This window comes from Streptomyces sp. NPDC058457, assembly GCF_042720695.1.
GTDB lineage: Bacteria > Actinomycetota > Actinomycetes > Streptomycetales > Streptomycetaceae > Streptomyces.
Map to the genome: position 1 here is coordinate 19871 of NZ_JBHXLU010000094.1, position 26085 is coordinate 45955.

General features: G+C 70.7%; 24 protein-coding genes and 2 pseudogenes. 15 read left to right on the forward strand and 11 right to left on the reverse strand.

The annotated features are described in order from the left end of the window. Positions 1–43: 43 nt before the first annotated feature. The 8 genes from ACFWPS_RS44055 to ACFWPS_RS44090 all read right to left on the reverse strand — a co-directional run bounded on the left by ACFWPS_RS44055 (position 44) and on the right by ACFWPS_RS44090 (position 6108). Entirely contained in the window at positions 44–280 is a 237-nt protein-coding gene (locus tag ACFWPS_RS44055) for a DUF6253 family protein (protein ID WP_383717082.1), read from the reverse strand. Further along, positions 277–1086: a maleate cis-trans isomerase gene (locus ACFWPS_RS44060; protein WP_383717085.1), complete on the reverse strand. Its 810-nt coding sequence runs from the start codon at positions 1084–1086 to the stop codon at positions 277–279. The genes ACFWPS_RS44055 and ACFWPS_RS44060 overlap by 4 nt, the downstream gene beginning before the upstream one ends. Before the next feature lie 47 nt (positions 1087–1133). Next, complete coding sequence (locus tag ACFWPS_RS44065) at positions 1134–1820, reverse strand: transglutaminase family protein (RefSeq protein ID WP_383717088.1); 687 nt, start codon at positions 1818–1820, stop codon at positions 1134–1136. Between the two features lie 26 nt (positions 1821–1846). Then, positions 1847–3001 carry an acyl-CoA dehydrogenase family protein gene (locus ACFWPS_RS44070; RefSeq protein WP_383717091.1) on the reverse strand — a complete coding sequence of 385 codons (1155 nt, stop codon included), beginning with the start codon at positions 2999–3001 and terminating at the stop codon, positions 1847–1849. A gap of 83 nt (positions 3002–3084) precedes the next feature. Beyond that, the gene (locus ACFWPS_RS44075; protein ID WP_351716749.1) at positions 3085–3459 is read right to left on the reverse strand and encodes an ectoine synthase; all 375 of its coding nucleotides are present in this window, start codon (positions 3457–3459) and stop codon (positions 3085–3087) included. Positions 3460–3570: 111 nt separating this feature from the next. Next, positions 3571–3828 (reverse strand): acyl carrier protein, encoded by a 258-nt coding sequence (locus tag ACFWPS_RS44080; RefSeq protein WP_383717094.1) that lies wholly within the window; start codon positions 3826–3828, stop codon positions 3571–3573. After that, entirely contained in the window at positions 3825–5345 is a 1521-nt protein-coding gene (locus ACFWPS_RS44085) for an AMP-binding protein (protein WP_383717097.1), read from the reverse strand. Before ACFWPS_RS44085 ends, ACFWPS_RS44080 begins: the two co-directional genes overlap by 4 nt. A gap of 313 nt (positions 5346–5658) precedes the next feature. Beyond that, a complete protein-coding gene (locus ACFWPS_RS44090) occupies positions 5659–6108 on the reverse strand; it encodes a MarR family winged helix-turn-helix transcriptional regulator (RefSeq protein WP_383717100.1) in 450 nt (149 codons plus the stop codon). 228 nt (positions 6109–6336) lie between these two features. Between ACFWPS_RS44090 and ACFWPS_RS44095 the strand changes: the two genes are divergently transcribed. The 4 genes from ACFWPS_RS44095 (at position 6337) to ACFWPS_RS44110 (ending at position 8441) form a co-directional block, all read left to right on the forward strand. Further along, positions 6337–6825 (forward strand): nucleoside deaminase, encoded by a 489-nt coding sequence (locus ACFWPS_RS44095; RefSeq protein ID WP_383717103.1) that lies wholly within the window; start codon positions 6337–6339, stop codon positions 6823–6825. Next, positions 6822–7478 carry a DsbA family protein gene (locus ACFWPS_RS44100; protein WP_383717106.1) on the forward strand — a complete coding sequence of 219 codons (657 nt, stop codon included), beginning with the start codon at positions 6822–6824 and terminating at the stop codon, positions 7476–7478. Before ACFWPS_RS44095 ends, ACFWPS_RS44100 begins: the two co-directional genes overlap by 4 nt. A 164-nt stretch (positions 7479–7642) precedes the next feature. Next, positions 7643–7963, forward strand: a complete 321-nt coding sequence (locus ACFWPS_RS44105; protein ID WP_383717108.1) for a DMT family transporter — start codon at positions 7643–7645, stop codon at positions 7961–7963. A 46-nt stretch (positions 7964–8009) separates the two neighbouring features. Beyond that, positions 8010–8441, forward strand: a complete 432-nt coding sequence (locus ACFWPS_RS44110) for a DMT family transporter (RefSeq protein WP_383717111.1) — start codon at positions 8010–8012, stop codon at positions 8439–8441. 170 nt (positions 8442–8611) lie between these two features. Here the strand turns inward: ACFWPS_RS44110 and ACFWPS_RS44115 are convergent, their stop codons facing one another. Next, on the reverse strand, positions 8612–11281 hold the full coding sequence (locus tag ACFWPS_RS44115) for an FAD/NAD(P)-binding protein (protein WP_383717114.1): 2670 nt from the start codon (positions 11279–11281) through the stop codon (positions 8612–8614). A gap of 318 nt (positions 11282–11599) precedes the next feature. Between ACFWPS_RS44115 and ACFWPS_RS44120 the strand changes: the two genes are divergently transcribed. The 3 genes and pseudogenes from ACFWPS_RS44120 to ACFWPS_RS44130 all read left to right on the forward strand — a co-directional run bounded on the left by ACFWPS_RS44120 (position 11600) and on the right by ACFWPS_RS44130 (position 14764). Beyond that, entirely contained in the window at positions 11600–12847 is a 1248-nt protein-coding gene (locus tag ACFWPS_RS44120; protein WP_383717116.1) for an Ig-like domain-containing protein, read from the forward strand. Between the two features lie 20 nt (positions 12848–12867). Further along, positions 12868–13119 (forward strand): annotated as a pseudogene (locus ACFWPS_RS44125) (MarR family transcriptional regulator); the annotation flags it as partial. Positions 13120–13354: 235 nt separating this feature from the next. Beyond that, entirely contained in the window at positions 13355–14764 is a 1410-nt protein-coding gene (locus ACFWPS_RS44130; RefSeq protein ID WP_383717118.1) for a glycoside hydrolase family 16 protein, read from the forward strand. 74 nt (positions 14765–14838) lie between these two features. Here the strand turns inward: ACFWPS_RS44130 and ACFWPS_RS44135 are convergent, their stop codons facing one another. Both ACFWPS_RS44135 and ACFWPS_RS44140 read right to left on the reverse strand, forming a co-directional pair. Then, complete coding sequence (locus ACFWPS_RS44135; protein ID WP_383717121.1) at positions 14839–15360, reverse strand: hypothetical protein; 522 nt, start codon at positions 15358–15360, stop codon at positions 14839–14841. A 95-nt stretch (positions 15361–15455) separates the two neighbouring features. Beyond that, positions 15456–16352 carry a helix-turn-helix domain-containing protein gene (locus ACFWPS_RS44140; protein WP_383717123.1) on the reverse strand — a complete coding sequence of 299 codons (897 nt, stop codon included), beginning with the start codon at positions 16350–16352 and terminating at the stop codon, positions 15456–15458. Between the two features lie 157 nt (positions 16353–16509). Here ACFWPS_RS44140 and tkt point away from each other — a divergent pair, with 157 nt between their 5' ends. The 8 genes and pseudogenes from tkt to ACFWPS_RS44180 form a co-directional block, all read left to right on the forward strand. Continuing rightward, a complete protein-coding gene (gene tkt, locus ACFWPS_RS44145) occupies positions 16510–18600 on the forward strand; it encodes a transketolase (protein WP_383717125.1) in 2091 nt (696 codons plus the stop codon). 32 nt (positions 18601–18632) lie between these two features. Continuing rightward, the gene (tal, locus tag ACFWPS_RS44150; protein ID WP_383717127.1) at positions 18633–19775 is read left to right on the forward strand and encodes a transaldolase; all 1143 of its coding nucleotides are present in this window, start codon (positions 18633–18635) and stop codon (positions 19773–19775) included. Beyond that, complete coding sequence (zwf, locus tag ACFWPS_RS44155; protein ID WP_383717129.1) at positions 19775–21343, forward strand: glucose-6-phosphate dehydrogenase; 1569 nt, start codon at positions 19775–19777, stop codon at positions 21341–21343. The genes tal and zwf overlap by 1 nt, the downstream gene beginning before the upstream one ends. Continuing rightward, a complete protein-coding gene (opcA, locus tag ACFWPS_RS44160; protein WP_383717131.1) occupies positions 21340–22275 on the forward strand; it encodes a glucose-6-phosphate dehydrogenase assembly protein OpcA in 936 nt (311 codons plus the stop codon). The genes zwf and opcA overlap by 4 nt, the downstream gene beginning before the upstream one ends. Further along, positions 22268–23908 (forward strand): glucose-6-phosphate isomerase, encoded by a 1641-nt coding sequence (gene pgi / locus ACFWPS_RS44165; protein ID WP_383717133.1) that lies wholly within the window; start codon positions 22268–22270, stop codon positions 23906–23908. The genes opcA and pgi overlap by 8 nt, the downstream gene beginning before the upstream one ends. A 6-nt stretch (positions 23909–23914) precedes the next feature. Further along, positions 23915–24790 (forward strand): phosphogluconate dehydrogenase (NAD(+)-dependent, decarboxylating), encoded by an 876-nt coding sequence (gene gnd, locus ACFWPS_RS44170; protein ID WP_383717135.1) that lies wholly within the window; start codon positions 23915–23917, stop codon positions 24788–24790. Between the two features lie 7 nt (positions 24791–24797). After that, positions 24798–25391 carry a histidine phosphatase family protein gene (locus ACFWPS_RS44175; protein WP_383717137.1) on the forward strand — a complete coding sequence of 198 codons (594 nt, stop codon included), beginning with the start codon at positions 24798–24800 and terminating at the stop codon, positions 25389–25391. Positions 25392–25596: 205 nt separating this feature from the next. Continuing rightward, a pseudogene (locus ACFWPS_RS44180) lies at positions 25597–26085 on the forward strand (transcriptional regulator); the annotation flags it as partial.

The following is a 26085-nucleotide window of genomic DNA, read 5'->3' on the forward strand; positions in this document are numbered from 1 at the left end:
GCTCCACGACTTCGGAATGATCACAGACGGGTGCGGGCCCCGGTCACCTGGGGGCCGGTCCGGGCGCCCCCGTGCGGGGCACGGGCGTGTCGTCCTCCAGGGGGTGGGCGTAGCGGCGGAAGCCTGAGACGTGTTCGGCCCGGCGCAGGGCGCCCCGGTAGAGGACCATGCCGTGCACGGAGGTGCCGTCGTCGCGCCAGCAGACGAGGGGGACCCGGCGGGCGTCCCCCTCGTCGGTGACGAACAGGGCCACGTGCCCATCGGCCGCCAGCAGGCTCATGCCGTGCCGCCCGGCGGCTCGGCGGCGAACAGCCGGCCGTACCCGGCGATCCCGTGGGCCGCTCCGGCCGCTCCGGCCAGGTGCAGGGCGTGCCAGAACAGGACCTGGTTGGCGGTCAGGAGCGCGAAGTCCAGCTCCTGTTCCAGAGCGTCGACGACGCCCACCGCGCGGATGCCGTTGCCGGCCACGAGGACGGCGTCGGGCCGGTGCCCGGCGACCGTGGTGCGGATCCACTCGGACAGGGCCCCGGGGGTGATCAGCTTCTGGTTGCTGGGCAGCCCGCACGGGCCGTGGTGGACGACCTCGAAGCCCTGTTCGGTGAAGTAGTCGGCGCCGAGCCCGGACAGCCGGTCGTCGAACCACGGCGGGTTGACGAGGGCGATCCGGCGGGCGCCGAGCGCGGTGAAACCGGCCACGGCCGCCGTGGTGGTGCCGGTGAGCGGCAGTCCCCGGGTGAACCGGGCGAGCCGCGCGAACAGGTCCTTCTCGCCGGCCGCTCCGAGGACGTAGGCGGAGCTGGTGAATCCCAGCGCGATCGCGTCGAGCGGGGAGGCGGCCAGCAACTCCACCGCGTTGTCGATGTGCGGCGGCTCCACGAAGGCCCGCACCGGGTCGTGCGGGATCTTCGGGTCCATCTCGCCGCCGGCCCGCATCGCGCCGAAGTGGACGCGCGAGCCGTGCACGAACACGTCCTCGGGCGCGATCGCCTGGAACTCCGACTCCGGGCCGACGTCCGCGTGCGGTACGACCAGGCCGATGCGCGCCCGCGCCTCCCAGCCGTCCTGCCGGGCTCGGATGGTGCTCATCTCCGTGTCTCCTCGTCGTCCGGAGCCGTCGGGGTCGTCGGGCCGCATCAGGCGGACGCCTCGGCGGCCAGCGAGCCGCCGCGGACCGTGCCGGTGCCGTCGGCGTTCAGGAAGCCGGGGTGCCTGCGGCGCATGTTCGCCATCACGAACTCGTAGGGAACGTCGTCGAAGCCGCCGTGGTCGGTCAGGAACTCCATGCTCTGGCGGCCCTGGTCGTCGAAGGGATGATGCAGGCTGTCGGCGGTGCCGTCGAACTCCAGCGGCTTCATTCCGTACAGCCGGCACAGGATCTTGTTGAAGACCGGGGTGGCCTTGACCCACCTGCCGTCCAGATGGACCGAGTTGAGGCCGTGGAAGAAGACGTCCCCGCCGATGTGGGCGCGCAGCCGGTCGGAGGCGAGGTGGTTGCGCACATCGCCGTAGTGGACGCGGGCGGGAATGCCCACGGCCCGGCAGGCCGCCGCGTACAGCGCCGACTTGTGCAGGCAGAAGCCCTTGCGGGTGGCCGCGGTGTGGCTGGCCCGCAGTCCCTGCTCGGACAGGTCCGCCCCGTACACCTCGTAGAAGACGTCGTCACGGACGGCGTGGTAGAGCTCGACGGCCAGCCGGCGCTTGCCCGCGCCGCGGTCGGTGACCGCCTCGTCGACGAGGGACTGGACGGCCTCGCTCTCGTAGTCGAGGAAGTCGGTGGGCGCGGTGAGCCGTCGCAGGTCGTCCGGGGTGAGTGCGTTCATTGGTGGCCCTTTCGTCGGCTTCCGGCTCACAGGCCCAGGAGGGAGGCGATGCGGTTGCGCTGGATCTCGCTGGTGCCGGAGTAGATGGTTCCGCCGACCGCGTTGCGGACGTCCCGCTCGACTCCGGTGGCGGTGAGATAGCCCTGGCCGCCGAAGATCTGGACGGCGTCGAGCGCGGTGCGCTTGTTGGCCTCGCTGACCACGGTCTTGGTGGCGGCGACGTCGATCGCGGCGTCCTGGCCGGACTGCACCTTGGCGCCGGTGTCGGTGAGCCACTTGCGGGCGGTCTCCACCGCGATCTTCATGTCCACGATCTTGTGGGCGACGCCCTGGAAGGCACCGATCGGCTCGCCGAACTGACGGCGGGACTTGGCGTACCTGAGTACGCGTTCCAGCCTGTGCTCCATCTCGCCGAGCGTGAGGGAGAAGGAGAAGAGGATCTCCCGCTTCATCACGTGGTCGAGGATCAGGAAGCCGGCGCCCTCCTGGCCGATGCGCCGGGTGGCGGGCACGCGCAGCCGCTCGAAGGTCACCTCGCTCAGCGGGGAGGTGCGCAGCCCCATCTTGCCGAGCGGCTCGCCGACCCTGAGGCCGGGGGTGTCCCGCTCGACGAGGAAGACGCTCAGGCCGAACGGACCGGGCTTTCCGGTGCGTACGTACAGCAGGAAGAGGTCGGCGATCGGGGCGTTGGTGATGAACATCTTGCCGCCGTCGACGACGTAGTCGTCACCGTCCCTGGTCGCGGTGGTGGAGATGTTCAGGGCGTCGGAGCCGTTGCCCGGCTCGGTGATGGCGTGCGCGGTGACCAGGTCGCCCGTGACGACCGGGGGCAGGAAGCGGTCCTTGAGCTCCGCGGAGCCGAATGCCTGCAGCGGGACGCCGACGCTGACGATCTGCGTGGAGGCGGAGAAGCCGAGGCCGGCGTCGCGGCAGGTGCGCCCGAGGCCCTCGAGGGCGCGCATCGTGTCGGTCAGGGTGCCGCCACGGCCGCCGTACTTCGTCTCGAAGGGTACGGTGAGCAGCCCGGAGCGCTGGATCGTCTTCCACTTCTCCCAGGGGAACTCCGCTCGGGAGTCCCACTCCTCGACGTCGTGGTTGAGCTCGTCCGCCCAGGGGGCGACGAGGGTGTACGGGTCCGGGCCGGTGCCGGTGGTCCGCGGTGCGGACGGTGCGGGTGTCATACGTGTGCTGCCTTCCGGTACGTCGCTGGTCGGGGCCGGGGCCCGCGCCGCGGCCGGCGGGGGCGGGCCCCGGATCGCGGAACTCAGTACTGGGAGAAGCCGTCGGGAGACAGCGTGTGCTTCTCGTCGCCGCGCAGGGCCGGGCTGAACACGGATATGAGTCTCAGGTCCTCGTAGTCGGAGGCCACGAGGTAGTGCGCGTCGTTCTCGTCGAGGGCGTATATGGTGCCCTCGGTGATCTTGTAGCGTTCGCCGGACGCGGTGACGACCTCGCCGGAACCGCCCGTGCAGTAGCAGGCTTCGAGGTGGCGGCGGTACTGCAGGGCGCTCGTGGTGCCCTTGCGGACCAGCGTCTCGCACACGGTGAAGCCCATGCCGTCGGCCTCGGTGAGCAGGCGGTGGCTGGTGCCGTTGCCCCACTCGACGGCGGCGAGCTCGCTGGTGCTGCGGACGATCATTCGTGTCTCCTGGTGTGTGAGGGGTTCGTCCGGAGGATTTTTTTGGAAGCGCTCCGGAGTGCGTTCCGGGTTCTCTCGTTCCGGGTTCTCTGCGGAGATCCGGAGACCGCCTCAGGCGGCGGTCTTCGCCGTGGCCTCGACGAACGCCGAAATGGCGCCGATGCTGCGGAAGTTGTCCGGGGTCAGCGGGATGTCGTCGATCGGGATGGCATAGGTCCGGGAGAGGTACGAGACGATCCGGACCACGCCGAGGCTGTCGACCACGCCGTTGTCGATGAGGTCGAACTCGGCGGTCAGGTCGGCCGTGTCCTCTCCGTCGAGGAACTCGGCGACCACATAGCCGCGAATCTCGTCCGCCAGGGAGGTCATGCGGGATTTCCCTTCTGTCGTGCTGCCTTGATGAGGTTGCGGTCGGGTTTTCCGGTGGACGTGCGCGGCAGCGGGGTGTCGCCCACGTACACGGAGGACGGGATGGCATGGCGGGGCAGGCGCTCGGCGCTGTGCGAGCGCAGCCTCAGCGAGGTGAGCGAGGTGCCGGGCCGCCGGGTCACCTGGGCGTGCAGCCGGTAGCCGGCCTCCGGGTCGGGGATCGCCACCACGGCGGCCTCGGCGACCTCGGGGTGGGCTGCCAGGACGTTCTCGACCTCCTGCACATTGGTCCGCACTCCGCGGACCTTGACCTGGAAGTCGGTGCGCCCCTGCAGCCAGTGCAGGCCGTCGGCGTCCCGGGTGACGAGGTCGCCGGTGCGGTAGAAGACCTCGCCGCCGCCGTCGGGGGCGGGCACGAACACCCTCTCGTTGCGGGAGCGTTGCAGGTAGCCGGAGGTCTGGAACGGTGTGGTCACGAGAAGTTCACCGGTGCCGGGACCGTCGAGGACCCGGCCCTCGCCGTCCAGCAGCAGGGCCCGCACTCCGGGCAGCGGCCGGCCGATGGGGGTCTGCGCACCGGCGACGGCGGGGTCGGCGTCGTGGACGAAGCTGTCGTTGGTCTCGGTGCACCCGAAGACGTTGTGGAAGCGGGCGCCGGGGAAGGCCGTGCCGAGCTGCCGCAGCAGTGCCTCCGGCAGCGCGTCCCCGGTGAAGACGACCGTGCGGACCGTGGGATGCACGGCACCGTCCTGGGTGAGCAGCCGGTGCAGCATCGGCACGCCCTGGACGAAGGTGACCTCGTGCCGGGTGATCAGGTCCTGCAGGTGACGCGCGTCCGCGCTGTACTCCTGCTCGACGAGAACGGCCCGGGCGCCCAGCCGCAGCGCGGTCCACACGTCGAGCAGGGAGAGGTCGAAGTTCAGGGGTGCGTAACTGAGCAGGGTCTCCTGCCCGGTGAGGCGGAACCGGCCGGCCGCCCAGTCGGCGAACCGGTCGAAACCGTCGCCCGGGATGGGCACGATCTTCGGGGTGCCGGTGGAGCCGGAGGTGGTGAGCAGCAGGGGCGCCGCGGCGGGGTCCACGGTGCCGAAGTCCCGGGCGGCCTGTTCGTCCGGCACGACCGGAGCGGTGTCCAGCACACCCTGGGCGTCGACGGTCAGCGTCCGGGAGCAGCGGGCCTGCGCGGCGAGCTCCGCCCGGGCGGCGGGGCCCAGTTCGGGCGAGGGCGCCAGGACCGCACAGCCGGCCCGGAAGGCGCCGATGAGCAGGGCGATCGTCTCGGGCGTCTTGTGCGCGGGCACGCAGAGCGGCTGCCGCCGGTCGAGCCCGAGTCCGTCCAGGGTGCCGGCCAGCTCCTCGGCGAGGCCGACCAGCCGGCGGTAGGTCATCTGCCGCTCGCCCCGGATCAGGGCCACCTGGTCGGGCCGACACCGGGCGTGCGCGGCAAGCGTGTCAAAAAGGCGTGGTGATGGCACAGTTTCCCCCACTTCGTGCACCTGTCCATGCGAAAGCGACATGCCGAGGGGGGTGACGGCGCTCGAGTCGCGCCATGGAACCCGCGGAGCCCGGCAGCCATCAGCTCGGCCGGCTCCACATCACTCCCCCGTGATCGATCCGCGACTAACCGTACATGCGATGCATGCAGAGTCAAGCATGTACATGTGCCCGCAATAAGTGATGCACATCACCGGCCACCAGGCATATGAGAGCGTCAAGTTTGCTTGATGAACTATGTATTTCGGGCCGCTGAAACGCCGAAAGCCGGCCGGGTGGTGGGCTTTCGGCGAGGGGTTCCCCTCCGGGCCCGGCCGGCGGGGGCGACGGCGTCGCTCAGAGGGCGCTGCGCAGCGCCTGGACCGTACCGGCCAGCTCGGGGGCGGCACCGGCGGTGTTCAGTGCGGCGCTGAGGACCTCGGAATAGGTGCCGCGCGCGTCCGTGTAGCGCCGCCTGCCGTCGTCGGTGATGACGGCATAGACACCGCGCTTGTCGTCGGGACACAGGTCCCGGAAGGCGAAGCCTGCCGCGAAGAGCCGCCCCACCAGCCGCGTCACCGAGCTCTGCCCGAGCCCGACCTTGTCGGCGAGTTCCTGCATGCGCAGCTCGCCGTCCTCGGCCTGCACGAGACACTCCAGGGCGCGGAACTCGGAGAGGCCTATGCCGTGCCTGCGCTGCAGGGCCTGGGTGAGCTGCCGCTCCACGTGCGCGTGCAGGGCGAGGACCCTCCCCCACATGGCCTGGTCGGACGAGGCGGCCGACGCATAGGAGATCGTGGTCGTCATGGGCAGCTCCCTATCAGGCGGCGCGTTGACAACAAGATACATGTTCATGCAAGCTTTAGCCCTCCGCTCGATTCTTCCGGCGGATCTTGTACAGACAAAACACATGCACGTACAAACAAGTATCGAGGCTCTCATGCCCAGCACCAACGCTTCCAAGGGCTTAGTCCGCCCGCGGTCCTCCCTGCGCGTCCGGCGCTGTCCGACCACGGTCCGAGTCGAGGAGCGACGATGTCCCCTTCCGAGATCTCAGAGAGCGAGCTGACCGAGTACGCCCGCGAGGCGGTGCGGATCAGCCGCGAGCACGTCGCCGAGGGCGGCATCCCGTTCTCCGGTGTGGTGGTCAACGACGGCCGGATCCTCGGCACCGGCTTCAACCGGGTGCACGAGGACGCCGACCCCACCGCGCATGCGGAGGTGGTCGCGCTGCGCGAGGCCGCCGCGAAGTACGGGCTGCACGCCACCGCCGGCGCCACGCTGATCGCCTCCGGCGAGCCCTGCGCCCTGTGCTACATGGCCTCGCTCTACTTCAGAGTCGGCCACATCGTCCATGTGGCCGACCGCGCGACGGCCGCCCGGTACGGCTTCGACTACTCGGGGTCGTACTCGATCTTCGCCGAGGACCCGACGGCCTGGCAGATCAAGGTCACCTCGCTGCGGATCCCCGAAGCGACGCAGCCGTTCGAAGAGTTCCTCGCCCTCGACCGGAGGCGGATGTGACCGGAACCGAAACCGGCAGGGTCGGCATCAAGGTCTGGTCGGACTACGTCTGTCCGTTCTGCATGCTGGCCGAGGGCCCGCTGCACGAGGCCACCCACGACCTGGACGTCGAGATCGAGTGGATGCCGTTCGAGCTGCGGCCCCACCCGGCCCCGACGCTGCGGCCGGAGGACGAGTACCTGCCCGCGATCTGGGCGCGTTCGGTCTATCCGATGGCCCGCCGGATGAACGTGGACATCACCCTGCCCACCGTCTCGCCGCAGCCCTACACCCGGCTGGCGTTCGAGGGCTACCGGTTCGCGGCCGAGCACGGCAAGGGTGCGGAATACACCCCGCGTGTGCTGCGGGCCTTCTTCCAGGAGAACCGGGACATCGGGCAGCCGGCCGTCCTCACCGCCATCGCGTCCGAACTGGGCCTGGACGAAACCGCTTTCGCCGCGGCGCTCACGGCCGGGACCTACACCGCGGCCCACCAGGAGGCGCTGCGGACCGCCGCGGCGTACCGCGTCTCCGTCGTCCCCACGCTCGTCATCGGCGAACGCCACCGCATCGAGGGGGTCCCCTCCGCGGCCCGGATCCGCAAGGCCGTGCTCGACGCCCAGGCCGAGCAGGCCGTGGCCCGCGGTGCCGCCTGCGGCACCGACGGCTGCTGACGCCTTCACGCACACCGTGGCGGGTGCCCAGCACCCGGCTGCGCGACCACTCCACGCCCGGCGGACCACCGCCCGGCCGTGCCCACCGCCGTGCAGGCGCCACGGTGAACCCGGGGGCGGGCCGGCCCCGCGCCGCCGGCCTCCATCGAACGAAAGGAATGCCCATGCAGTGGCTCTACCTCGCGATCGCGGACGTCTTCGAGATCCTCGTGGCCATCGCGGCCGGCAAGGCCGAAGGCTTCAAGAACCGCAAGTGGACCGCCGTGACCCTGCTCAGCGGTGCGATCGGGACCTACTTCCTCAGCAGGGCCCTGCTGACCTTCAACGTCGGTGTCGGCTACGCCATCTGGACGTCCGTCGCCGGCGTCGGCATCACCCTGCTCGGAGCGGCGCTCTTCGGCCAGCGGCTGGACTGGCGCAAGGCCCTCGGTATCGCCGTCATCATCACCGGCGTCGTCGGCCTGCAGCTCAGCGGTGCCGCCTGAGGATCCCCGCCGCCACCCGACCCATCTTCACGAGAGGACCCACCCCATGTCCGACACCGGCCGCTCCTCGGCCAACTCCTGGCTCATGCTTCTCCTCGCCGGAGGATTCGAAGTCGGCTACGCGCTCTCCGTCGGCGGAAGCCACGGCTTCACCCGCCTGACCTGGTCGCTGGTCGCCGTCGTGTTCTTCCTTCTGACGCTCTGGGCCCTGAGCGTCGCGCTGCGCGCCATCGACGTCGGTATCGGCTATGCCGTCTGGGCCGGCATCGGATCGGCCGGTGCGGCGCTGCTGAGCCCCGTCTTCTTCGACGAGACCCTCACCCCGGTCCAGGCCCTGTGGCTGGGCGTCATCATCACCGGAGTGGTGTGGCTCAAGCTCGCCGACCGGCCGCAGAACACCCAGGAGCCCGCCGACGGCCCCTCGGACACCCGGCCGATCGCCGCCCGGCTGCAGGAGACCCAGGGCGCCGAACGCTGAGGAGCATACGGCCGGAGTCCGCCGGGGCACCGCCCACGGCAACGGTCGGCGCGGGCCGCGTCACTGATCCGGGCCGGACTTCGCCAGGAGGAGTGCACGTGCACTCCTCCGGTGACTCCCGTGCCTCCCGTGTGGAAGTGGGCGTCGCCCGGGCCGTACCCCCTGACCGCTCAGGAGGGCAGCCCCGCACGCAGCCGTCGGTCACGCGGGGCGTGGGTACGGTCGAGGCGGGCGTCGAGCAGCTGCCGTGCCGCCTCGCAACGGCCGTCCGAGACCAGGGCGTACAGGAGGGTCTCCTCCACCACCTCCCGCTGGGCCGCGCTGCCGCCCACCCGGCGCAGCACCGGCAGCAGCGCGTCGAGCCCCTGGGCCGCCTCCTGGAAGCGCTCCTCGACGAGCGCGGCGAACGCCTCGCACAGCGGGGCGACCACCTCGCGCTGCACCTCGTCGGCACCGGCGGCGTGATCGCGCAGGCGGCGCAGCGCGGCCAGATCCCCGGCGGCGGTCAGGGCGACGGCCGCGTGCAGGGCGGTGAACGCGGTCTGCGGCCGCTCCAGTACGTCGCGTTCCACCGCCTCCAGCACCCCCGCGACCGGGAAGTCCCCCCGCCAGCTGTCGCTCACCCGGGCCCGCCACAGCAGCGACCCCGAGTCGACCAGGGCCCGTACCCCGCTCACCACCCGGCCCGGCGCGAGCTGCGCGAACCACCGTCTGCGGACGGCGGCCGGGTCGTCGAGGGCGAGTTCGTGCAGGGCGATGTGCCAGGAGAAGTGCGCCCGGTGCACCGCGCCCCGGCCGCGCCCGGACACCCATCCGTCGAGCCAGTCCCGGCCCGCCTCGTGCGCCCCGGACTCGTAGTGGACGTGCGCCAGGGCGTGCACCGCGTGCCCGGAGGCGGGCTCGGCGGCCAGCGCCCGGTGGGCCAGTTCGCCCGCCTCGTGCAGCCGCCCCTGCTCCTGGCGCAGGAAGGCCAGCAGCGAGGTGTGGAACCAGTGCCCGTCGTACGCGGGCGAGGTCAGGTCGAGCAGCCTGAGGGCGTCGTCGTCCTGCAGGTCGCCCACCCCGGAGAACGCGATGGTCGGCACGGCCGCCGCCAGTGCCAGTGCGTCTCCCCGGTGCTCCCGCAGATGCCGTACGAGCGCCTCGTCGCCGTCGTCACCGGTCACCCGGCGCGTGACCACGTCCACGAAGGACCGCTCGCGTTCGTCGGCGCGTTCGCGGGCACTGCGCTGGGCGTCGGCGAGGGCGCGCGGCACGTCGACGGCGGCGGCGCACTCGTGGCCCAGCAGGGCGAGGGCGGCGTGGCCGAGGGCGAAGCCGGGGTCCAGGGCGACCGCGCGGGCGAAGGCTTCCTCGGCGCCGGAGCGCACCTTGAGAACCCGGTCGAGACCGCCGCGGTAGGCGGCGGCCGCCTCGGCGTGGGTGGACAGGGGCAGCCCGTGGCCGTCCACCGGCCGCCGCGAACCCCGCCGGCGCTCCGGGAGCGGCAGCAGCCGCTGGGCCAGCTCGGCCGCCTGGACGCGGATCTCGGGGATCGCCGTGGTCTCCCAGAGCTCGCCCCGGCGCGGGGCGCCCAGCGTGAACAGCGGCAGCCCGGCCCGGCCTTGGCCGTCGAGGAGCTGTCCGTCGCGGGTGGCCGCACCCATGCCGAGCGGTCCCGGGACGGCCGTACCGGAGGCGAACAGGTCCTGCCACAAGGGGGCGTCGAGGCTGCGGCCGGGTCCGGTGCAGTCGACCACCCAGCCCACGAGCAGCGTCTGGCCGCCGGACAACTCGACTGCAAGGGGGCCCTGTTCGGTGTGCGTGGCGCGGACCACCGTGCCGGTGTGGACGTGCAGGCGCCGCGCGGTGCGGGCGCGGGAGACGTGTTCGGCGGTGGCGGGGGCCATGCGGTGGCGGTGCGTGTTCCACAGGGCTCCCTCGCGGGCCAGGAACTCCTCGCGCTCCTCGGGGGTGAGGCTGCGCCAGAGCCGGGCGGTGTGCGGGCGCAGGCTGTCCAGGCCGGGCCGCCAGTCGCCGTGGGTGCGCACGGAGCGGCTCACATGCCGGTAGACCGCGCGGCGCAGCCGGCCCAGTGAGGTGTCGTCGAGGCCGTCCGGGGCGGGCATCGCGCCGGCCGGGCCGAGGGCGTGCGGCTGGGGCAGCAGTCCACTGCGGGAGAGGGCGTGCACGGTACGGCCGGGGCGGTCGAGGGTGAGGGCCAGGTCGACGGCGGTCAGGCCGGTGCCGACCAGGAGGACGTCCTCGGGGCTGTCCCGTGCGGGGTCCAGGGCGCCCGGCGCCCACGGGGTGGCGATGAACCGGGGCGAGGTGCGCAGGGCGGGCGGGACCCAGCCGGCGCTCGCCCCGGCGGGTCCGGTGGCCAGGACCGCGCTGTCCACCGCCAGGGGTCCCCCGTCGGCGAGGTGGAGTTCCACCCGGCCCGCGGGGGTGCCGGTACAGCTCTCGGCGAGCGTGCGCAGCCGCCGTACGGCGACCGTGCCGTGGGCGCGGACGAGGGCCTGGCCGAGGGTGTCGGCGAGGTAGGCGCCGTAGCGGTAGCGGGTGGCGAAGTCGGCGCCGGTGACGGCGGGTTCGCCGTGCCGGCAGAGCCAGCGGACGAAGTGCCCGGGGTCGTCCGGGTAGGCGCTCATGTTGCCGGCGGGCACGTTGAGCCGGTGCCGGGGGTCGCGGGTGGCGTAGGCGGTGCCCCGGCCCGCCTCCGGGGCGGGGTCGATCAGGACGAGGTCGAGCGGAGTCCGGCGGCGGTGCGCCGTCTCGCAGAGCTGGACGGCGGTGAGGGCACCCGCCGCGCCTGCTCCCACGATGGCCACGTTGTGCCGCTTGCGGACGTCGGTCACGGAATACCTCCGGCGGGGTCGGCTTACTGCTTCTTCACTATTCCGATCGGGTAGGTGGGGAAGCCAGGCCGGGAAAGTGATCTCACCGGAAACTCAGGCCGCCGGTCGGGCGTTCATACTCTGTTCACGATCGGCGGACGGGACAACCCGGGTTCCGGCCGACTCGCCCCGGTCCGCCGGGGATTGACCGCGGCTGCGCAGCGTGACCTCCTCGCTCCTCATCGGAATCTCAGCGAGCACCCCCGCGATTCAAAGGAACCACCCATACAACCGGCGCAGGATGCCCTGACACAGGTGTACAAGTCAGGAAGGCGTGTCGTGGGCGTCCAGCACATATCGAACGGGTCCGGACGGCAGTCGGGGAAGTGGTCCCGGCGCGGGATCCTCGCCGCTCTGGGCGCGGTGCCCGCGGGGGCCGCGCTGGCCGGATGCAGTTCCTCCACGGACGCCTCGGCCGCCACCGACGGCAAGGGCGCCACGGCCTCCGCGAAGTCCGCGACCAAGAAGGCGACGATCACGGTCAGTCCCGTCTCCGGCACCAAGAAGGCCGACTTCACCACCCCGGTCGAGGTCACGGTGACCGACGGCACGCTGGCCTCCGTGACCGTCGCGGGCAACGACGGGGCGACGCTGTCGGGCACCTTCAACGACGCGAAGACGAAGTGGACGTCGGCGAAGAACCCGTTCTCCGGCACGAAGTACACGGTGACGGCGAAGGCGCAGGGCGCGACCGACGAGACGGTGGCCACCTTCACCACGAAGTCCCCCGGCGAGACGTTCATCGGCTACTTCACGCCCGAGGCGGACTCCACGTCCGGCGTCGGCATGCCGGTGTCGATCAACTTCACGCACGCGGTCAAGGACCGGGCGGCGGTCCAGAAGGCGATCACCGTGACCGCCGAGCCGGAGGTCGAGGTCGTCGGGCACTGGTTCAGCGACACCCGCCTCGACTTCCGCCCGGAGACGTACTGGGCGAAGGGCACCAAGATCACGCTGAGCCTGAAGCTGAAGGACGTCGAGGGCTCGGACGGCATCTACGGCGTGCAGTCCAAGGACGTCACCTTCCACATCGGCCGCGAGCAGATCAGCACCGTCGACCTGTCGACCAAGGAGATGACCGTGAAGCGGGACGGCGCCACGTACGCCACCTACCCGGTCTCCGGCGGCAACTCCCAGCACACCACCTGGTCCGGGATCATGGTGATCAGCGAGCGGTTCAAGCAGACCCGGATGGAGTCCTCCACGGTCGGCCTCGGCGACGAGTACGACATCTCCGACGTCCCGCACGCCCAGCGCCTGACCACCTCCGGCACCTTCGTGCACGGCAACTACTGGGCGTCCACCTCGGTCTTCGGCCAGGAGAACACCAGCCACGGCTGTGTCGGCCTGCACGACGCCAAGGGCGCGAGCGACTCCTCGGTGGCGGGCTACAAGTTCTACGAGAGCTCCATCCTCGGTGACGTGGTGATCGTCAAGAACTCCGGCGAGAAGACCGTCGAGGCCTCCAACGGCCTCAACGGCTGGAACCTGTCCTGGGCGGACTGGAAGGCCGGCAGCGCGGTCTAGGGCCGGTCCGGAACGGGCCCCTCGGCGCGGGTCCGCAGGCCATGGAGGAGGAGATCGACACCGTCGTGGCCCGCGGCTGGGTCACCGAGGACGCCGAGGGGTGCCTGGCCCTCACCGCCGAGGGCCGGGCGTTCTTCGGGAAGGCCGCGGCCGTCCAGGACGAACTGCGGGCGGAGCGGCACGCCGGCGTCTCCGACCAGGAGTACCTCACCACTGTCAAGGTGCTGCAGCGGTTCATCCACAACACGGGCGGACGGGCGTGGCACCACTGAGGGCGGCTTCACCGACTTCACCGGCTCACCGGGTTCACCGACTCACCCGACTTCACCGGCTCACCGAGTTCACCGCCTGAACTCCGTTGAGAAACAAGGTGATTCTTTGTTTTAACTCTTGACGGCCGCAGCCACGGAGAGCACATTGGGCCCACTTTGAGAGCGCTCTCAGCCAGTCCTGGCGCCCTCGGAGGCTCACCCGCGCACCCCACCTCCGTACCCGAGAGGCACCCCCATGAGTGAAACCTCCGGTATACCCCCTGCGGATCACAGACGGCGGCGCTCGTTCCGCCGTGCCCTCCTCGCCGCGCTCGCCACCATGGGCCTGGCGGTCGCGGCCGCCACCACCGCCACCCTCCCCGCCAACGCATCCGCCCCCAGCGTGCCGTCCGGCTGGAGCCAGGTCTTCCTCGACGACTTCAACGGCACCGCCGGCACCGGCGTCAACACCTCCAACTGGCAGTACGACACCGGGACCTCGTACCCCGGAGGCGCCGCCAACTGGGGTACCGGCGAGGTCGAGACGATGACCTCGAGCACCACCAACGTCGCCCTGGACGGCAGCGGCAACCTGAAGATCACGCCGGTGCGGGACTCGGCCGGCAACTGGACGTCGGGCCGCATCGAGACCACCCGTACCGACTTCCAGCCCCCGGCCGGCGGCAAGCTGCGCGTCGAGGCCCGCGTCCAGATGCCGAACGTCACCGGCACCGCCGCCTACGGCTACTGGCCCGCGTTCTGGATGCTGGGCGCGCCCTACCGGGGCAACTACCAGAACTGGCCGAGCGTCGGCGAGCTGGACATCATGGAGAACGTGCAGGGCCTGAACAAGGTCTGGGCGACCATGCACTGCGGCACCAACCCGGGCGGCCCCTGCAACGAGACGACGGGCCTGGGCAATTCGACCGCCTGCCCCAACACCACCTGCCAGTCCGGCTTCCACACCTACACGATGGAGTGGGACCGCTCGGTGAGCCCCGAGGCGATCCGCTTCTACGTCGACGGCGTCAACTACCAGACGGTGACGTCCAGTCAGGTCGACGCCACCACCTGGGCCAACGCCACCAACCACGGTTTCTTCGTCATCCTGAACGTGGCGATGGGCGGCGGTTTCCCGGACGCCTTCGGCGGCGGTCCGACCAGCGCCACCGAGTCCGGCCACCCGATGGTCGTCGACTACGTCCAGGTCCTGCAGGCAAGTGGGAGCGGTACCACCACCCCGCCGACCGGCAGCCGGGACGCGTACAGCGCCATCCAGGCGGAGTCGTACGACAGTCAGTCCGGCGTGACCGCCGAGACCACCACCGACACCGGCGGCGGCCAGGACATCGGGTACGTCGCCAACGGCGACTGGGCGCTCTACAAGGGTGTCAACTTCGGCTCCACGGCGGCCACCCAGTTCTACGCGAGGGTGGCGAGCGGCGCCGCGTCCGGGGTGAGCGGCCAGGTCCAGGTCCGGCTCGACAGCCCCTCCAACTCCCCCATCGGCAGCTTCTCGGTCGCCAACACCGGCGGCTGGCAGACCTGGACCACGGTCCCTGCCAACATCAGCTCGGTGACGGGCACCCACGACGTCTATCTGACCTTCAGCAGCGGCCAGTCGGCGGACTTCGTGAACGTGAACTGGTTCGACTTCGGTCACTGACACAGGAGTCGGGGACGCCCCGCGAGGGTCATCTCGCGGGGCATCCCCGTGTCGGCAGGAGGCTCGTCCGGCCCTCAGCACCCCACGCCGCAGCGCCGTGCGATGGCCTTCAGGCGCTCCAGTTCGCGTTGTGCCGCGGTCACATGAGCGAGGTCGAGGGCCATCCAAGCGCGGGCGGTGACGTAGACGATGTCCTCGCGGGTGGCCGCCTCGAGGTCGCCGGCGTCCTGGAGACGGTAGCCGGTGACCGCCAGGGAGACCTCGATGTGATCGAGCCGATCCCGCAGATACAGGGGGAGCGAGGGTGCCGCGTCCTTGACATAGTCGCGCGCCTGCCGGTCGGCCTCGCAGGGTCGGGGTGGCCTCGGAGCCCAGGGAAGGCCGGCTTCCCGGGCCGTGTCGTCCATGTCCACCAGCCGGGCGCGGGCGACGGCCCTGTCGCCTTCGGCGGCGTGTGTGCGGGCGTCGCCCAACAGGGAGCGCAGTTCGGCTCGGACCTCGGGATCCTCACCCGTCCGGGCATCGAGATAGCCGGACCACACGTCGAACGCCTTGCTCAACTCGGCGTCCAGCAGGGCCTCGTACACATCGGGCACTCTGCCGACTCTCCCTTCCGGCCGTCCCGCACGGACGGCAGCGGTTCACGATAGAAGGGGCGTCGCACTCACCGCTCGCGAATTTCCGGCTCGCCTCAGCGCAGCTCCGCCCGGAACGTCACCGGTGTCTGTCCCGTGTGCAGTTGGAAGAACTTGGAGAAGTTCGCCGCGTCGGGGAAGCCGACCGCAGCGCCCACTCGGCCGATCGGCAGTTCGGTGTGGGCGAGGAGGCGCTTGGCCTCCAGTACCACCCGCTTGTCGATGAAGCCCTTCGGCGTCTCCCCTGTCGCGGCGCGGACCGCGCGGACCAGGGTGCGGCGGGAGTAGCCGAGGGCGTCGGCGTAGGCACTGACGCTGTGGTTGGTGGCGAAGTCCTTCTCCACCGCGTCCCTGAAGAGGGTGAAGGTCGTATCGGCCTGGCGGCGGGCCGCCTCCGCCGAACTGGCCGCCAGGTGGGCGAGGCGGAGGAGGAACGCCGTGAGGGAGTGCCGTAGCACGGACGTGTGCAGGCTCAGGGGGAGGGTTGCCGTGTCCGCGTACTCGCGTTGCAGGTTGGCGAGCGACGCCCGGAGCGCGGTGAGCTGCGGTGGGTCGGGGCGGAGCAGGGGCGGCAGGTCGTAGCGGTAGAGGCCGGTCGCCTCGACGGTGGCCCGCGGCAGGAAGCCGGGCTGCATGGTCAGGACGCTGCCGCGGTACTCGCAGGTCCGCGAGAAGCGGTGCACCTGGCCGGGGCGGATCCAGAGCAGGTCGCCGGCGCGGGCCTCGTACTCGGCGAAGTCGATCATGTGGCGGACCGGGCCCTCGGTGAAGAGCATGACCACGTGGAAGTCGATGCGGTGGACGCGCTCCAGCGGGGCGTCGGCGTGCCACAGGCGTTCCGTTCCCATCGTGCCGACCTGGATGCCGACACCGCCGACGCTCAGATCCACCGGGAAGGGGAAGGTTCTGATTCCGTCACCGTCGCCTGCCCCGTTGGGCGTTCTGTCCGCCATGTCCTTCTCGTGCCATCCCTGTCGAAGATCCGTGTCCCACTTTCACCACAGACTGACACACTCCGACCTTCCCTCTCAAAAGTCAGACTTTTACTTTTGAACGCGTCAGGCCAGCCAGAACGCTTCGAACGAGGACTTCTTGAAGATGAGCACGGAGATGAGCACGCAGACATCGGACGGCTTCGGCGACAGCTTCGAGTGGACCGACCTCGACCGGCGTGCCGTGGACACCGCGCGCCTCCTCGCGGCCGACGCCGTACAGCAGGTCGGCAACGGGCACCCCGGCACCGCGATGAGCCTGGCCCCGGCCGCGTACACGATCTTTCAGAAGGTGATGCGTCACGACCCGGCCGATCCCGAGTGGACCGGCCGTGATCGTTTCGTCCTCTCCCCCGGGCACACCTCGCTCACCCTCTACACCCAGCTGTTCCTCGCCGGGTACGAGCTGGAGCTGGACGACCTCAAGGCCTTCCGGACGCACGGGTCGAAGACGCCGGGGCACCCGGAGTACGGGCACACGGCCGGCGTGGAGACCACCACCGGTCCGCTGGGCCAGGGCGTCGCCAACGCCGTCGGCATGGCCATGGCCGCCCGCTACGAGCGCGGCCTCTTCGACCCCGAGGCCCCCGAGGGCACCTCCCCCTTCGACCACACCATCTGGGCGATCGTCTCCGACGGCGACCTGGAGGAGGGCGTCTCCGCCGAGGCCTCCTCCCTGGCCGGCCACCAGAAGCTCGGCAACCTGGTCTTCGTCTACGACGACAACCACATCTCCATCGAGGGCGACACCGCGACCGCGTTCTCCGAGGACGTCCTGAAGCGGTACGAGGCCTACGGCTGGCACACCCAGCGCATCGATCCGACCACAGAGGGTGACGTCGACGTTCACGCCTTGTACGCGGCCCTGCAGGCGGCCCGGGAAGAGACCGGGCGGCCGTCCATCATCGCGATGCGCACGATCATCGCCTGGCCCGCCCCGAACGCGCGGAACACCGAGGCCTCCCACGGCTCCGCGCTCGGCGCCGACGAGGTCGCCGCCACCAAGCGCCTCCTCGGCTTCGACCCGGAGCGGACCTTCCAGGTCGACGCCGACGTCCTGGCCCACACCCACCGGGCCCTCGACCGGGGCGCCGAGGCCCATGCGGCCTGGGACAAGCGCATCGCCGAGTGGCGCACCGGGAACGAGGCGCACGCCCGCCTCTTCGACCGGGTCGTCGCCGGCCAGCTCCCCGACGGCTGGGAGGACGCGCTGCCCGTCTTCGAGGAGGGCAAGGCCGTCGCCACCCGCGCCGCCTCCGGCAAGGTCCTCCAGGCGCTCGGCCCGGTGCTGCCCGAACTGTGGGGCGGTTCGGCCGACCTCGCGGGCTCGAACAACACCACCATCGACAAGACGTCCTCCTTCCTGCCGAAGGGCAACCCGCTGCCCGAGGCGAACCCGTACGGCCGTACCGTCCACTTCGGCATCCGCGAGTTCTCGATGGCCGCCGAGATGAACGGCATCGCCCTGCACGGCAACACCCGCATCTACGGCGGCACCTTCCTGGTGTTCTCCGACTACATGCGCAACGCCGTCCGCATGTCGGCGCTGATGCAGCTCCCTGTGACGTACGTCTGGACGCACGACTCCATCGGGCTCGGCGAGGACGGCCCGACCCACCAGCCGGTCGAGCACCTGGCCGCGCTGCGCGCCATCCCGGGCCTGAACGTCGTCCGCCCGGCCGACGCCAACGAGACCGCGGCGGCCTGGGCCGAGATCCTGAAGAGGCACGCCACGCACCCCGCCCCGCACGGGCTCGCGCTGACCCGCCAGGGCGTGCCGACGTACGCGCCGAACCCGGACGCGGCCAAGGGCGGCTACGTGCTGCGCGAGTCGTCGACCGAGACCCCGGAGGTAGTCCTGATCGCCACCGGTTCCGAGGTGCACCTCGCCGTCGAGGCACGCGACCTTCTCGAGGCCGAGGGGATCGGCACCCGGGTGGTGTCGATGCCGTCCGTGGAGTGGTTCGAGGAGCAGCCCCGCGAGTACCGCGAGAGCGTCCTGCCGCCGGCCGTGAAGGCGCGGGTCGCCGTCGAGGCCGGGATCGGCCTGACCTGGTACCGCTTCGTCGGCGGCGCCGGACGGATCGTCTCCCTGGAGCACTTCGGTGCCTCCGCCGACGCGAAGACCCTGTTCGCCGAGTTCGGCTTCACCCCCGAGAACGTGGCCGCGCGGGCCCACGAGTCCCTCGCCGCCGCCCGTACCGCCTGATCCACCAGCCAGAAACAGTTCAGAAGAGGAAGATGATCACTGTGACCGAAGCAACCGCCACCGCGGGAGCACTCAAGCGCCTCTCCGACGAGGGCGTCTCGATCTGGCTGGACGACCTGTCGCGCAAGCGGATCAGCACCGGCAACCTCGCCGAGCTGGTCGCCACCAGGAACGTCGTCGGCGTCACCACCAACCCCTCGATCTTCCAGGCCGCCATCGGCTCCGGCGAGGGGTACGAGGAGCAGCTCGCCGACCTGGCGGTGCGGGGTGTCACGGTCGACGAGGCCGTGCGGATGATGACCACGCGGGATGTGCGGGCCGCGGCCGATATTCTGCATTCTGTATACGATGTGTCACATGGCACGGACGGCCGGGTGTCCATCGAGGTCGACCCCCGCCTCGCCCACGACACCGCCGCCACCGTCGCCGAGGCCAGGCAGCTCGCCTGGCTGGTCGACCGTCCCAACGTGATGATCAAGATCCCGGCGACCAAGGCCGGTCTCCCGGCGATCACCGCGGTCGTCGCCGAGGGCATCAGCGTCAACGTCACGCTGATCTTCTCCCTGGAGCGCTACCTCGAGGTCATGGCCGCCTACCTGGCCGGCCTGGAGCAGGCCGCCGCCAAGGGCCTGGACCTCTCCACGATCCACTCCGTGGCCTCCTTCTTCGTCTCCCGTGTCGACAGCGAGATCGACAAGCGGCTGACCGTCATCGGCACCGACGAGGCGCTCGCGCTCAAGGGCAGGGCGGCGCTGGCGAACGCGCGGCTGGCCTACGAGGCGTACGAGCAGGTCTTCGCCGGCGACCGCTGGGCCGCGCTGGCCGGCGCGAAGGCCAACAAGCAGCGCCCGCTGTGGGCCTCCACCGGCGTGAAGGACCCGGCGTACAAGGACACCCTCTACGTCGACGAGCTGGTCGCACCGGGCACCGTCAACACCATGCCGGAGGCGACGCTGAACGCGACCGCCGACCACGGTGACATCCACGGCGACACGGTGACCGGCGGCTACGCGCAGGCCCGCGCGGATCTGGAAGCGGTGGAGCGCCTCGGCATCTCCTACGACGAGGTCGTGGGCAAGCTGGAGGACGAGGGCGTCGCCAAGTTCGAGGCGGCCTGGCAGGACCTGCTGGACGCCGTCACGAAGTCCCTGGACAGCAAGGGAGTTGAGGTGTGATGAGCGAGACCGCCAAGGAGGTGCGGGTGCCGGTGGTGCCCGCCGCCGACTGGGACAACCCGCTGCGGGACGCGCGCGACCGGCGGCTGCCGCGGGTCGCCGGCCCGTCGGGCCTGGTCATCTTCGGGGTGACCGGTGACCTGTCGCGCAAGAAGCTGATGCCGGCGATCTACGACCTGGCCAACCGCGGGCTGCTGCCGCCGGGCTTCTCGCTCGTCGGCTTCGCCCGCCGGGACTGGGCGGACCAGGACTTCGCGCAGGTCGTCCACGACGCGGTGCGCGAGCATGCCCGGACCCCGTTCCAGGAGGAGGTCTGGCAGCAGCTCGCCGAGGGCATGCGGTTCATCCCCGGCGACTTCGACGACGACACGGCGTTCAAGCAGCTCAAGTCGGCCGTGGACGAGCTGGACTCCTCCCGGGGCACCGGCGGCAACTTCGCGTTCTACCTCTCCGTGCCGCCGAAGTTCTTCCCGAAGGTCGTCCAGCAGCTGAAGAAGGTCGGCCTGGCGACCCCGCCGGAAGGCTCCTGGCGCCGGGCGGTCATCGAGAAGCCGTTCGGCCACGACCTGGCCTCCGCGCAGGACCTGAACGCGGTCGTGCACGACGTGTTCGATCCGGACCAGGTGTTCCGCATCGACCACTACCTGGGCAAGGAGACCGTCCAGAACATCCTGGCGCTGCGCTTCGCCAACCAGATGTACGAGCCGATCTGGAACCGCTCCTACGTCGACCACGTGCAGATCACCATGGCCGAGGACATCGGCATCGGCGGCCGGGCGGGGTACTACGACGGCATCGGCTCGGCCCGTGACGTCATCCAGAACCACCTGCTGCAGCTGATGGCCCTGACGGCGATGGAGGAGCCGATCGCGTTCGACGCGGACGCGCTGCTCACCGAGAAGCTGAAGGTCCTGAAGTCGGTGCGGCTGCCGGAGGACCTGGGCAGGCACACCGTGCGCGGGCAGTACGCCGAGGGCTGGCAGGGCGGCGAGAAGGTGATCGGCTACCTCCAGGAGGACGGCATCGATCCCAAGTCGAAGACCGACACCTACGCGGCCGTCAAGCTCGGCATCGACAACCGCCGCTGGGCGGGCGTCCCCTTCTACCTGCGCACCGGCAAGCGGCTGGGCCGCCGGGTCACCGAGATCGCGGTGGTCTTCAAGCGGGCCCCGCACTCCCCCTTCGACTCCACGGCCACCGAGGAACTCGGCGCCAACGCGATCGTCATCCGCGTCCAGCCCGACGAGGGCATGACCGTCCGGTTCGGCTCCAAGGTGCCGGGCACGTCGATGGAGATCCGGGACGTGACGATGGACTTCGCGTACGGCGAGTCGTTCACGGAGTCCAGCCCGGAGGCGTACGAGCGGCTCATCCTGGATGTGCTGCTCGGCGACGCCAATTTGTTCCCTCGTCACCAGGAAGTGGAAGAGTCCTGGAAGATCCTCGACCCGATCGAGACGTACTGGGCAAAGCATGGTAAGCCCGCACAGTACGAGTCGGGCAGCTGGGGACCGCAGGAAGCCGACGAGATGCTCGCACGAGACGGACGGAGCTGGCGCAGGCCATGAAGATCGACCTGACCGACACCACGGCAAGCAAGATCAACAAGGCGCTGGTGCAGGGTCGCCGCGCCATCGGAACCCCTGCCGTGGGCATGGTCCTGACGATGGTGATCGTCACGGACGAGGAGAACGCCTACGACTCGATCAAGGCGGCCGAGGAGGCCTCGCACGAGCACCCCTCGCGCACCCTGGTCGTCATCAAGCGGCACGCCCGCACCCTGCGCGACCGCACCACGTCCCGGCTGGACGCCGAGGTCCGGGTCGGCTCCGAGGCCGGCACCGGCGAGACGGTCGTGCTGCGGACGTACGGCGAGGTCTCCGACCACGCCGACTCGGTGGTGCTGCCGCTGCTGCTGCCGGACGCCCCGGTGGTCGTGTGGTGGCCGGTGGAGGCCCCGGACACCCCGTCCAAGGACCCGCTGGGCGCGCTCGCGCAGCGCCGGATCACCGACCTGTACGCGGTCGAGCGGCCGATGCAGGTGCTGGAGACCCGCGCCCGCAACTACGCGCCCGGTGACACCGACCTCGCCTGGACCCGGCTCACCCTGTGGCGGTCCATGCTGGCCGCCGCCCTCGACCAGGCCCGGGCCGACGTGACCTCGGCGGCCGTGGAGGCCGAGGCGGACAACCCCAGCGCCGAACTCCTCGCCCGCTGGCTGGAGGCGCGGCTGAAGGTCAAGGTGGACCGCGTGGTCTCCCCCGGCCCGGTCGTCACGAAGGTACGGCTCGGCACCGCCACCGGCGAGATCGTCATCGACCGCCCCGAGGGCCCGCTGGCCAGCCTGACCCTGCCGGGCCAGCCGCCGCGCACCCTCGCCCTGAAGGTCCGCCCCACCTCCGAACTCATCGCCGAGGAACTGCGCCGCCTCGACGCCGACGAGATGTACGCCATCGCCCTGCGCGGCGAGGGCACCAAGGAGACCGTCTCCCATGCCTGACACCCCCGAGCTCACCCGGCGGCCCGAGTGGGCCGCCCTGGAGGACCACCGGGCCGAAGGACAGCCCGTCCTGCGTGAGCTGTTCGCGGCCGACCCGGCGCGCGCCGAGCGGTATGTCGTACGGGTCGGCGACCTGCACATCGACTACAGCAAGCACCTGATCACGGACGAGACCCTCGCCCTGCTCCAGGAACTGGCAACCGCCACCGACGTGTTCGGGTTGCGGGACGCGATGTTCCGCGGCGAGAAGATCAACATCACCGAGCGGCGGGCCGTCCTGCACACCGCCTTGCGCGCCCCGCGCGACGCGGTGGTCGAGGTGGACGGGGTCGATGTCGTCCCGGCCGTGCACGCCGTCCTCGACAAGATGGGCGGTTTCGCCGAGCGCGTCCGCTCCGGCGAGTGGACCGGCCACACCGGCAAGCGCATCCGGAACGTGGTCAACATCGGCATCGGCGGCTCGGACCTCGGCCCCGCGATGGCCTACGAGGCGCTGCGCGCCTTCACGGCACGGGATTTGACGTTCCGTTTCGTGTCCAACGTGGACGGCGCCGACCTGCACGAGGCGACCCGCGACCTGGACCCGGCGGAGACGCTGTTCATCGTCGCGTCGAAGACGTTCACCACGATCGAGACGATCACCAACGCGACCTCGGCGCGGACCTGGCTCCTCGACGGGCTGGGTGGCGACGAGAAGGCGGTGGCGAAGCACTTCGTGGCCCTTTCGACCAACGCCGGCAAGGTGACGGAGTTCGGCATCGACCCGGACAACATGTTCGAGTTCTGGGACTGGGTCGGCGGCCGCTACTCCTACGACTCGGCCATCGGCCTCTCGCTGATGATCGCCATCGGCCCGGACCGGTTCCGCGAGATGCTCGACGGCTTCCACCTGGTCGACGAGCACTTCCGCACGGCTCCCGCCGAGGCCAACGCGCCTCTGCTCCTTGGCCTGCTGGGCGTCTGGTACGGCAACTTCTTCGACGCCCAGTCGCACGCGGTGCTGCCGTACTCGCACTACCTGTCCAAGTTCACCGCCTACCTCCAGCAGCTGGACATGGAGTCCAACGGCAAGTCGGTGGACCGGGACGGCCGTCCGGTGCAGTGGCAGACCGGCCCCGTGGTGTGGGGCACGCCGGGCACCAACGGCCAGCACGCGTACTACCAGTTGATCCACCAGGGCACCAAGCTGATCCCGGCGGACTTCATCGGCTTCGCCGAACCGGTCGCCGAGCTGAGCGGTGAACTCAAGGCGCAGCACGACCTGCTGATGGCGAACTTCTTCGCCCAGACCCAGGCGCTGGCCTTCGGCAAGACGGCGGCGGAGGTCCGTGCGGAGGGCGTGGCCGAGGAGCAGGTGGCGCACCGCACCTTCAGGGGCAACCACCCCACCACCACGATCCTGGCCCGCGAGCTGACCCCGTCGGTCCTCGGCCAGCTCGTGGCCCTCTACGAGCACAAGGTCTTCGTGCAGGGCGCGATCTGGAACATCGACTCCTTCGACCAGTGGGGCGTGGAGCTGGGCAAGGTCCTCGCCAAGCGCATCGAGCCCGCCCTCACCGAAGGCGCCGACGTCCCCGGCCTCGACCCGTCCACCACCGCCCTCGTCTCGACGTACCGCACGCTTAGGAAGTGAACTGACATGCAGCTCGGACTGATCGGTCTCGGCAAGATGGGCGGCAACATGCGCGAGCGGATCCGCCGCGCGGGCCACACCGTCATCGGATACGACCGCAACCCCGACGTCTCCGACGTCAAGTCCCTGGAAGAACTGGTCGAGAAGCTCGACGCGCCGCGCGTGGTGTGGGTGATGGTCCCGGCGGGACACGCCACCCAGTCCGTCGTCGACGAGCTCAAGGACCTGCTGTCCGAGGGCGACACGGTGGTCGACGGCGGCAACTCCCGCTGGACGGACGACGAGAAGCACGCCGCCGAACTCGGTATCAAGGGGATCGGTTTCGTCGACGCCGGTGTCTCCGGCGGTGTGTGGGGCCTGCAGAACGGCTACGCCCTGATGGTCGGCGGCGACAAGCTGCACGTCGAGCGGCTGCACCCGATCTTCGAGGCACTCAAGCCGGAGGGCCCGTACGGCTATGTCCACGCCGGGAAGGTCGGCGCCGGGCACTTCTCCAAGATGGTCCACAACGGCATCGAGTACGCCATGATGCAGGCCTACGCCGAGGGCTGGGAGCTTCTTGAGAAGGTCAAGTCCGTGGACAACGTCCGCGAGGTCTTCCGCTCCTGGCAGGACGGCACCGTCATCCGTTCCTGGCTGCTTGACCTCGCGGTCAACGCGCTGGACGACGACGAGCACCTGGACAAGCTGAAGGGCTTCGCGCAGGACTCCGGCGAGGGCCGCTGGACCGTCGAGGCGGCCATCGACAACGCGGTGCCGCTGCCGGCGATCACGGCCTCCCTCTTCGCCCGGTTCGCGTCCCGCCAGGACGACTCCCCGCAGATGAAGATGATCGCGGCGCTGCGCAACCAGTTCGGCGGCCACGCCGTCGAGTCGAAGTAGGTGTGCCGTGGGGGACCTCCTCCTGGTCCGCCACGGTGAGACGGAGTGGAGCGTGTCGGGACAGCACACCAGCTGGACCGACCTGCCCCTCACCCAGCACGGCGAGGAACAGGCCAAGTCCCTCGCCCCGCTCCTCACCGACCGGACCTACGCACTGGTGCTGTCCAGCCCGCTGGACCGCGCGATACGCACGGCCGAGCTGGCCGGTCTGACCGGGGTCGTACCAGACCCCGACCTGCACGAATGGGACTACGGCGGCTACGAGGGCATCACCACGGCGGAGATCCACCGCTCCCGGCCCGACTGGTACCTGTGGACCGACGGCGTGCCCCCGGGCCCGGAGGGCCACCCCGGTGAGTCGCCGGAACAGATCGGCGCGCGGGCCGACCGGGTGCTCAGGAAGGTCGAGGCGGCACTCACCAGCGGCACGGGTGACGTGGTCCTGGTGGCCCACGCCCACTTCCTGCGCGTGCTGACGGCGCGCCGCCTGGGGCTGCCGCCCGCCGAGGGCCGGTTGTTCCAGCTGGCGACCGGCACCGTCAGCCGGTTGTCCACCGAGCACGGGTGGCCCGTGATCACCGAGTGGAACAAGCAGCCGTAGTACCTACCGTGACGGCCCGCCAGTGACAACTGGCGGGCCGTTTCGACGTGTTGGCGCCCGACACCCCGCACCCGACTCCCGGAGAAGTTTCTACGGCCCCTTTCCTAACCCCTTGTCGAAAGTTCCGCGAAGCCCATAGCCTTGCGCCGCGCCGGTGCCGTCGTACGTCCCGGCACGGCCGTGACGGGACGGGAGGGGCAGCTGCGTGAAGCGCACATCGCGTGACATCCGCACCGCGAACCGCTACGAGGTGCTGCGCCAGATCATCGCCCAGTCCCCCACCTCACGGCAGACGCTGGCGGCCGCGACCGGTCTGAGCGTCGCCACGGTCGCCACTCTGGTCGGCGAGTTGCTGGACCTCCGGATGATCACGGAGGTCGGCTTCGAGGACTCGGCGGGCGGCCGCCCCCGGGGGCTCGTCGCCGTCAACTCCGCGGGCGGCGCGCTGATCGGCGTCGACATGGCGGAGACCTACGTCCGGGTGGAGCTGTTCGACCTGGGGCTGAACGTGCTGGCCCGTGCGGTGGAGGACATGCGCCCCGGGGAGAGCAGGCCCGAGCAGGCCGTCGCCCATGTGGCCACCGCCGTCGGCTCGGTGGTCGCCCAGGCCGGCGTCGAGGGCGCGCGGGTGCTGGGCGCCGGGGTGAGCGTGCCGGGGCAGGTGGACCGGGCCACCGGCATCGCCGAGTACGCC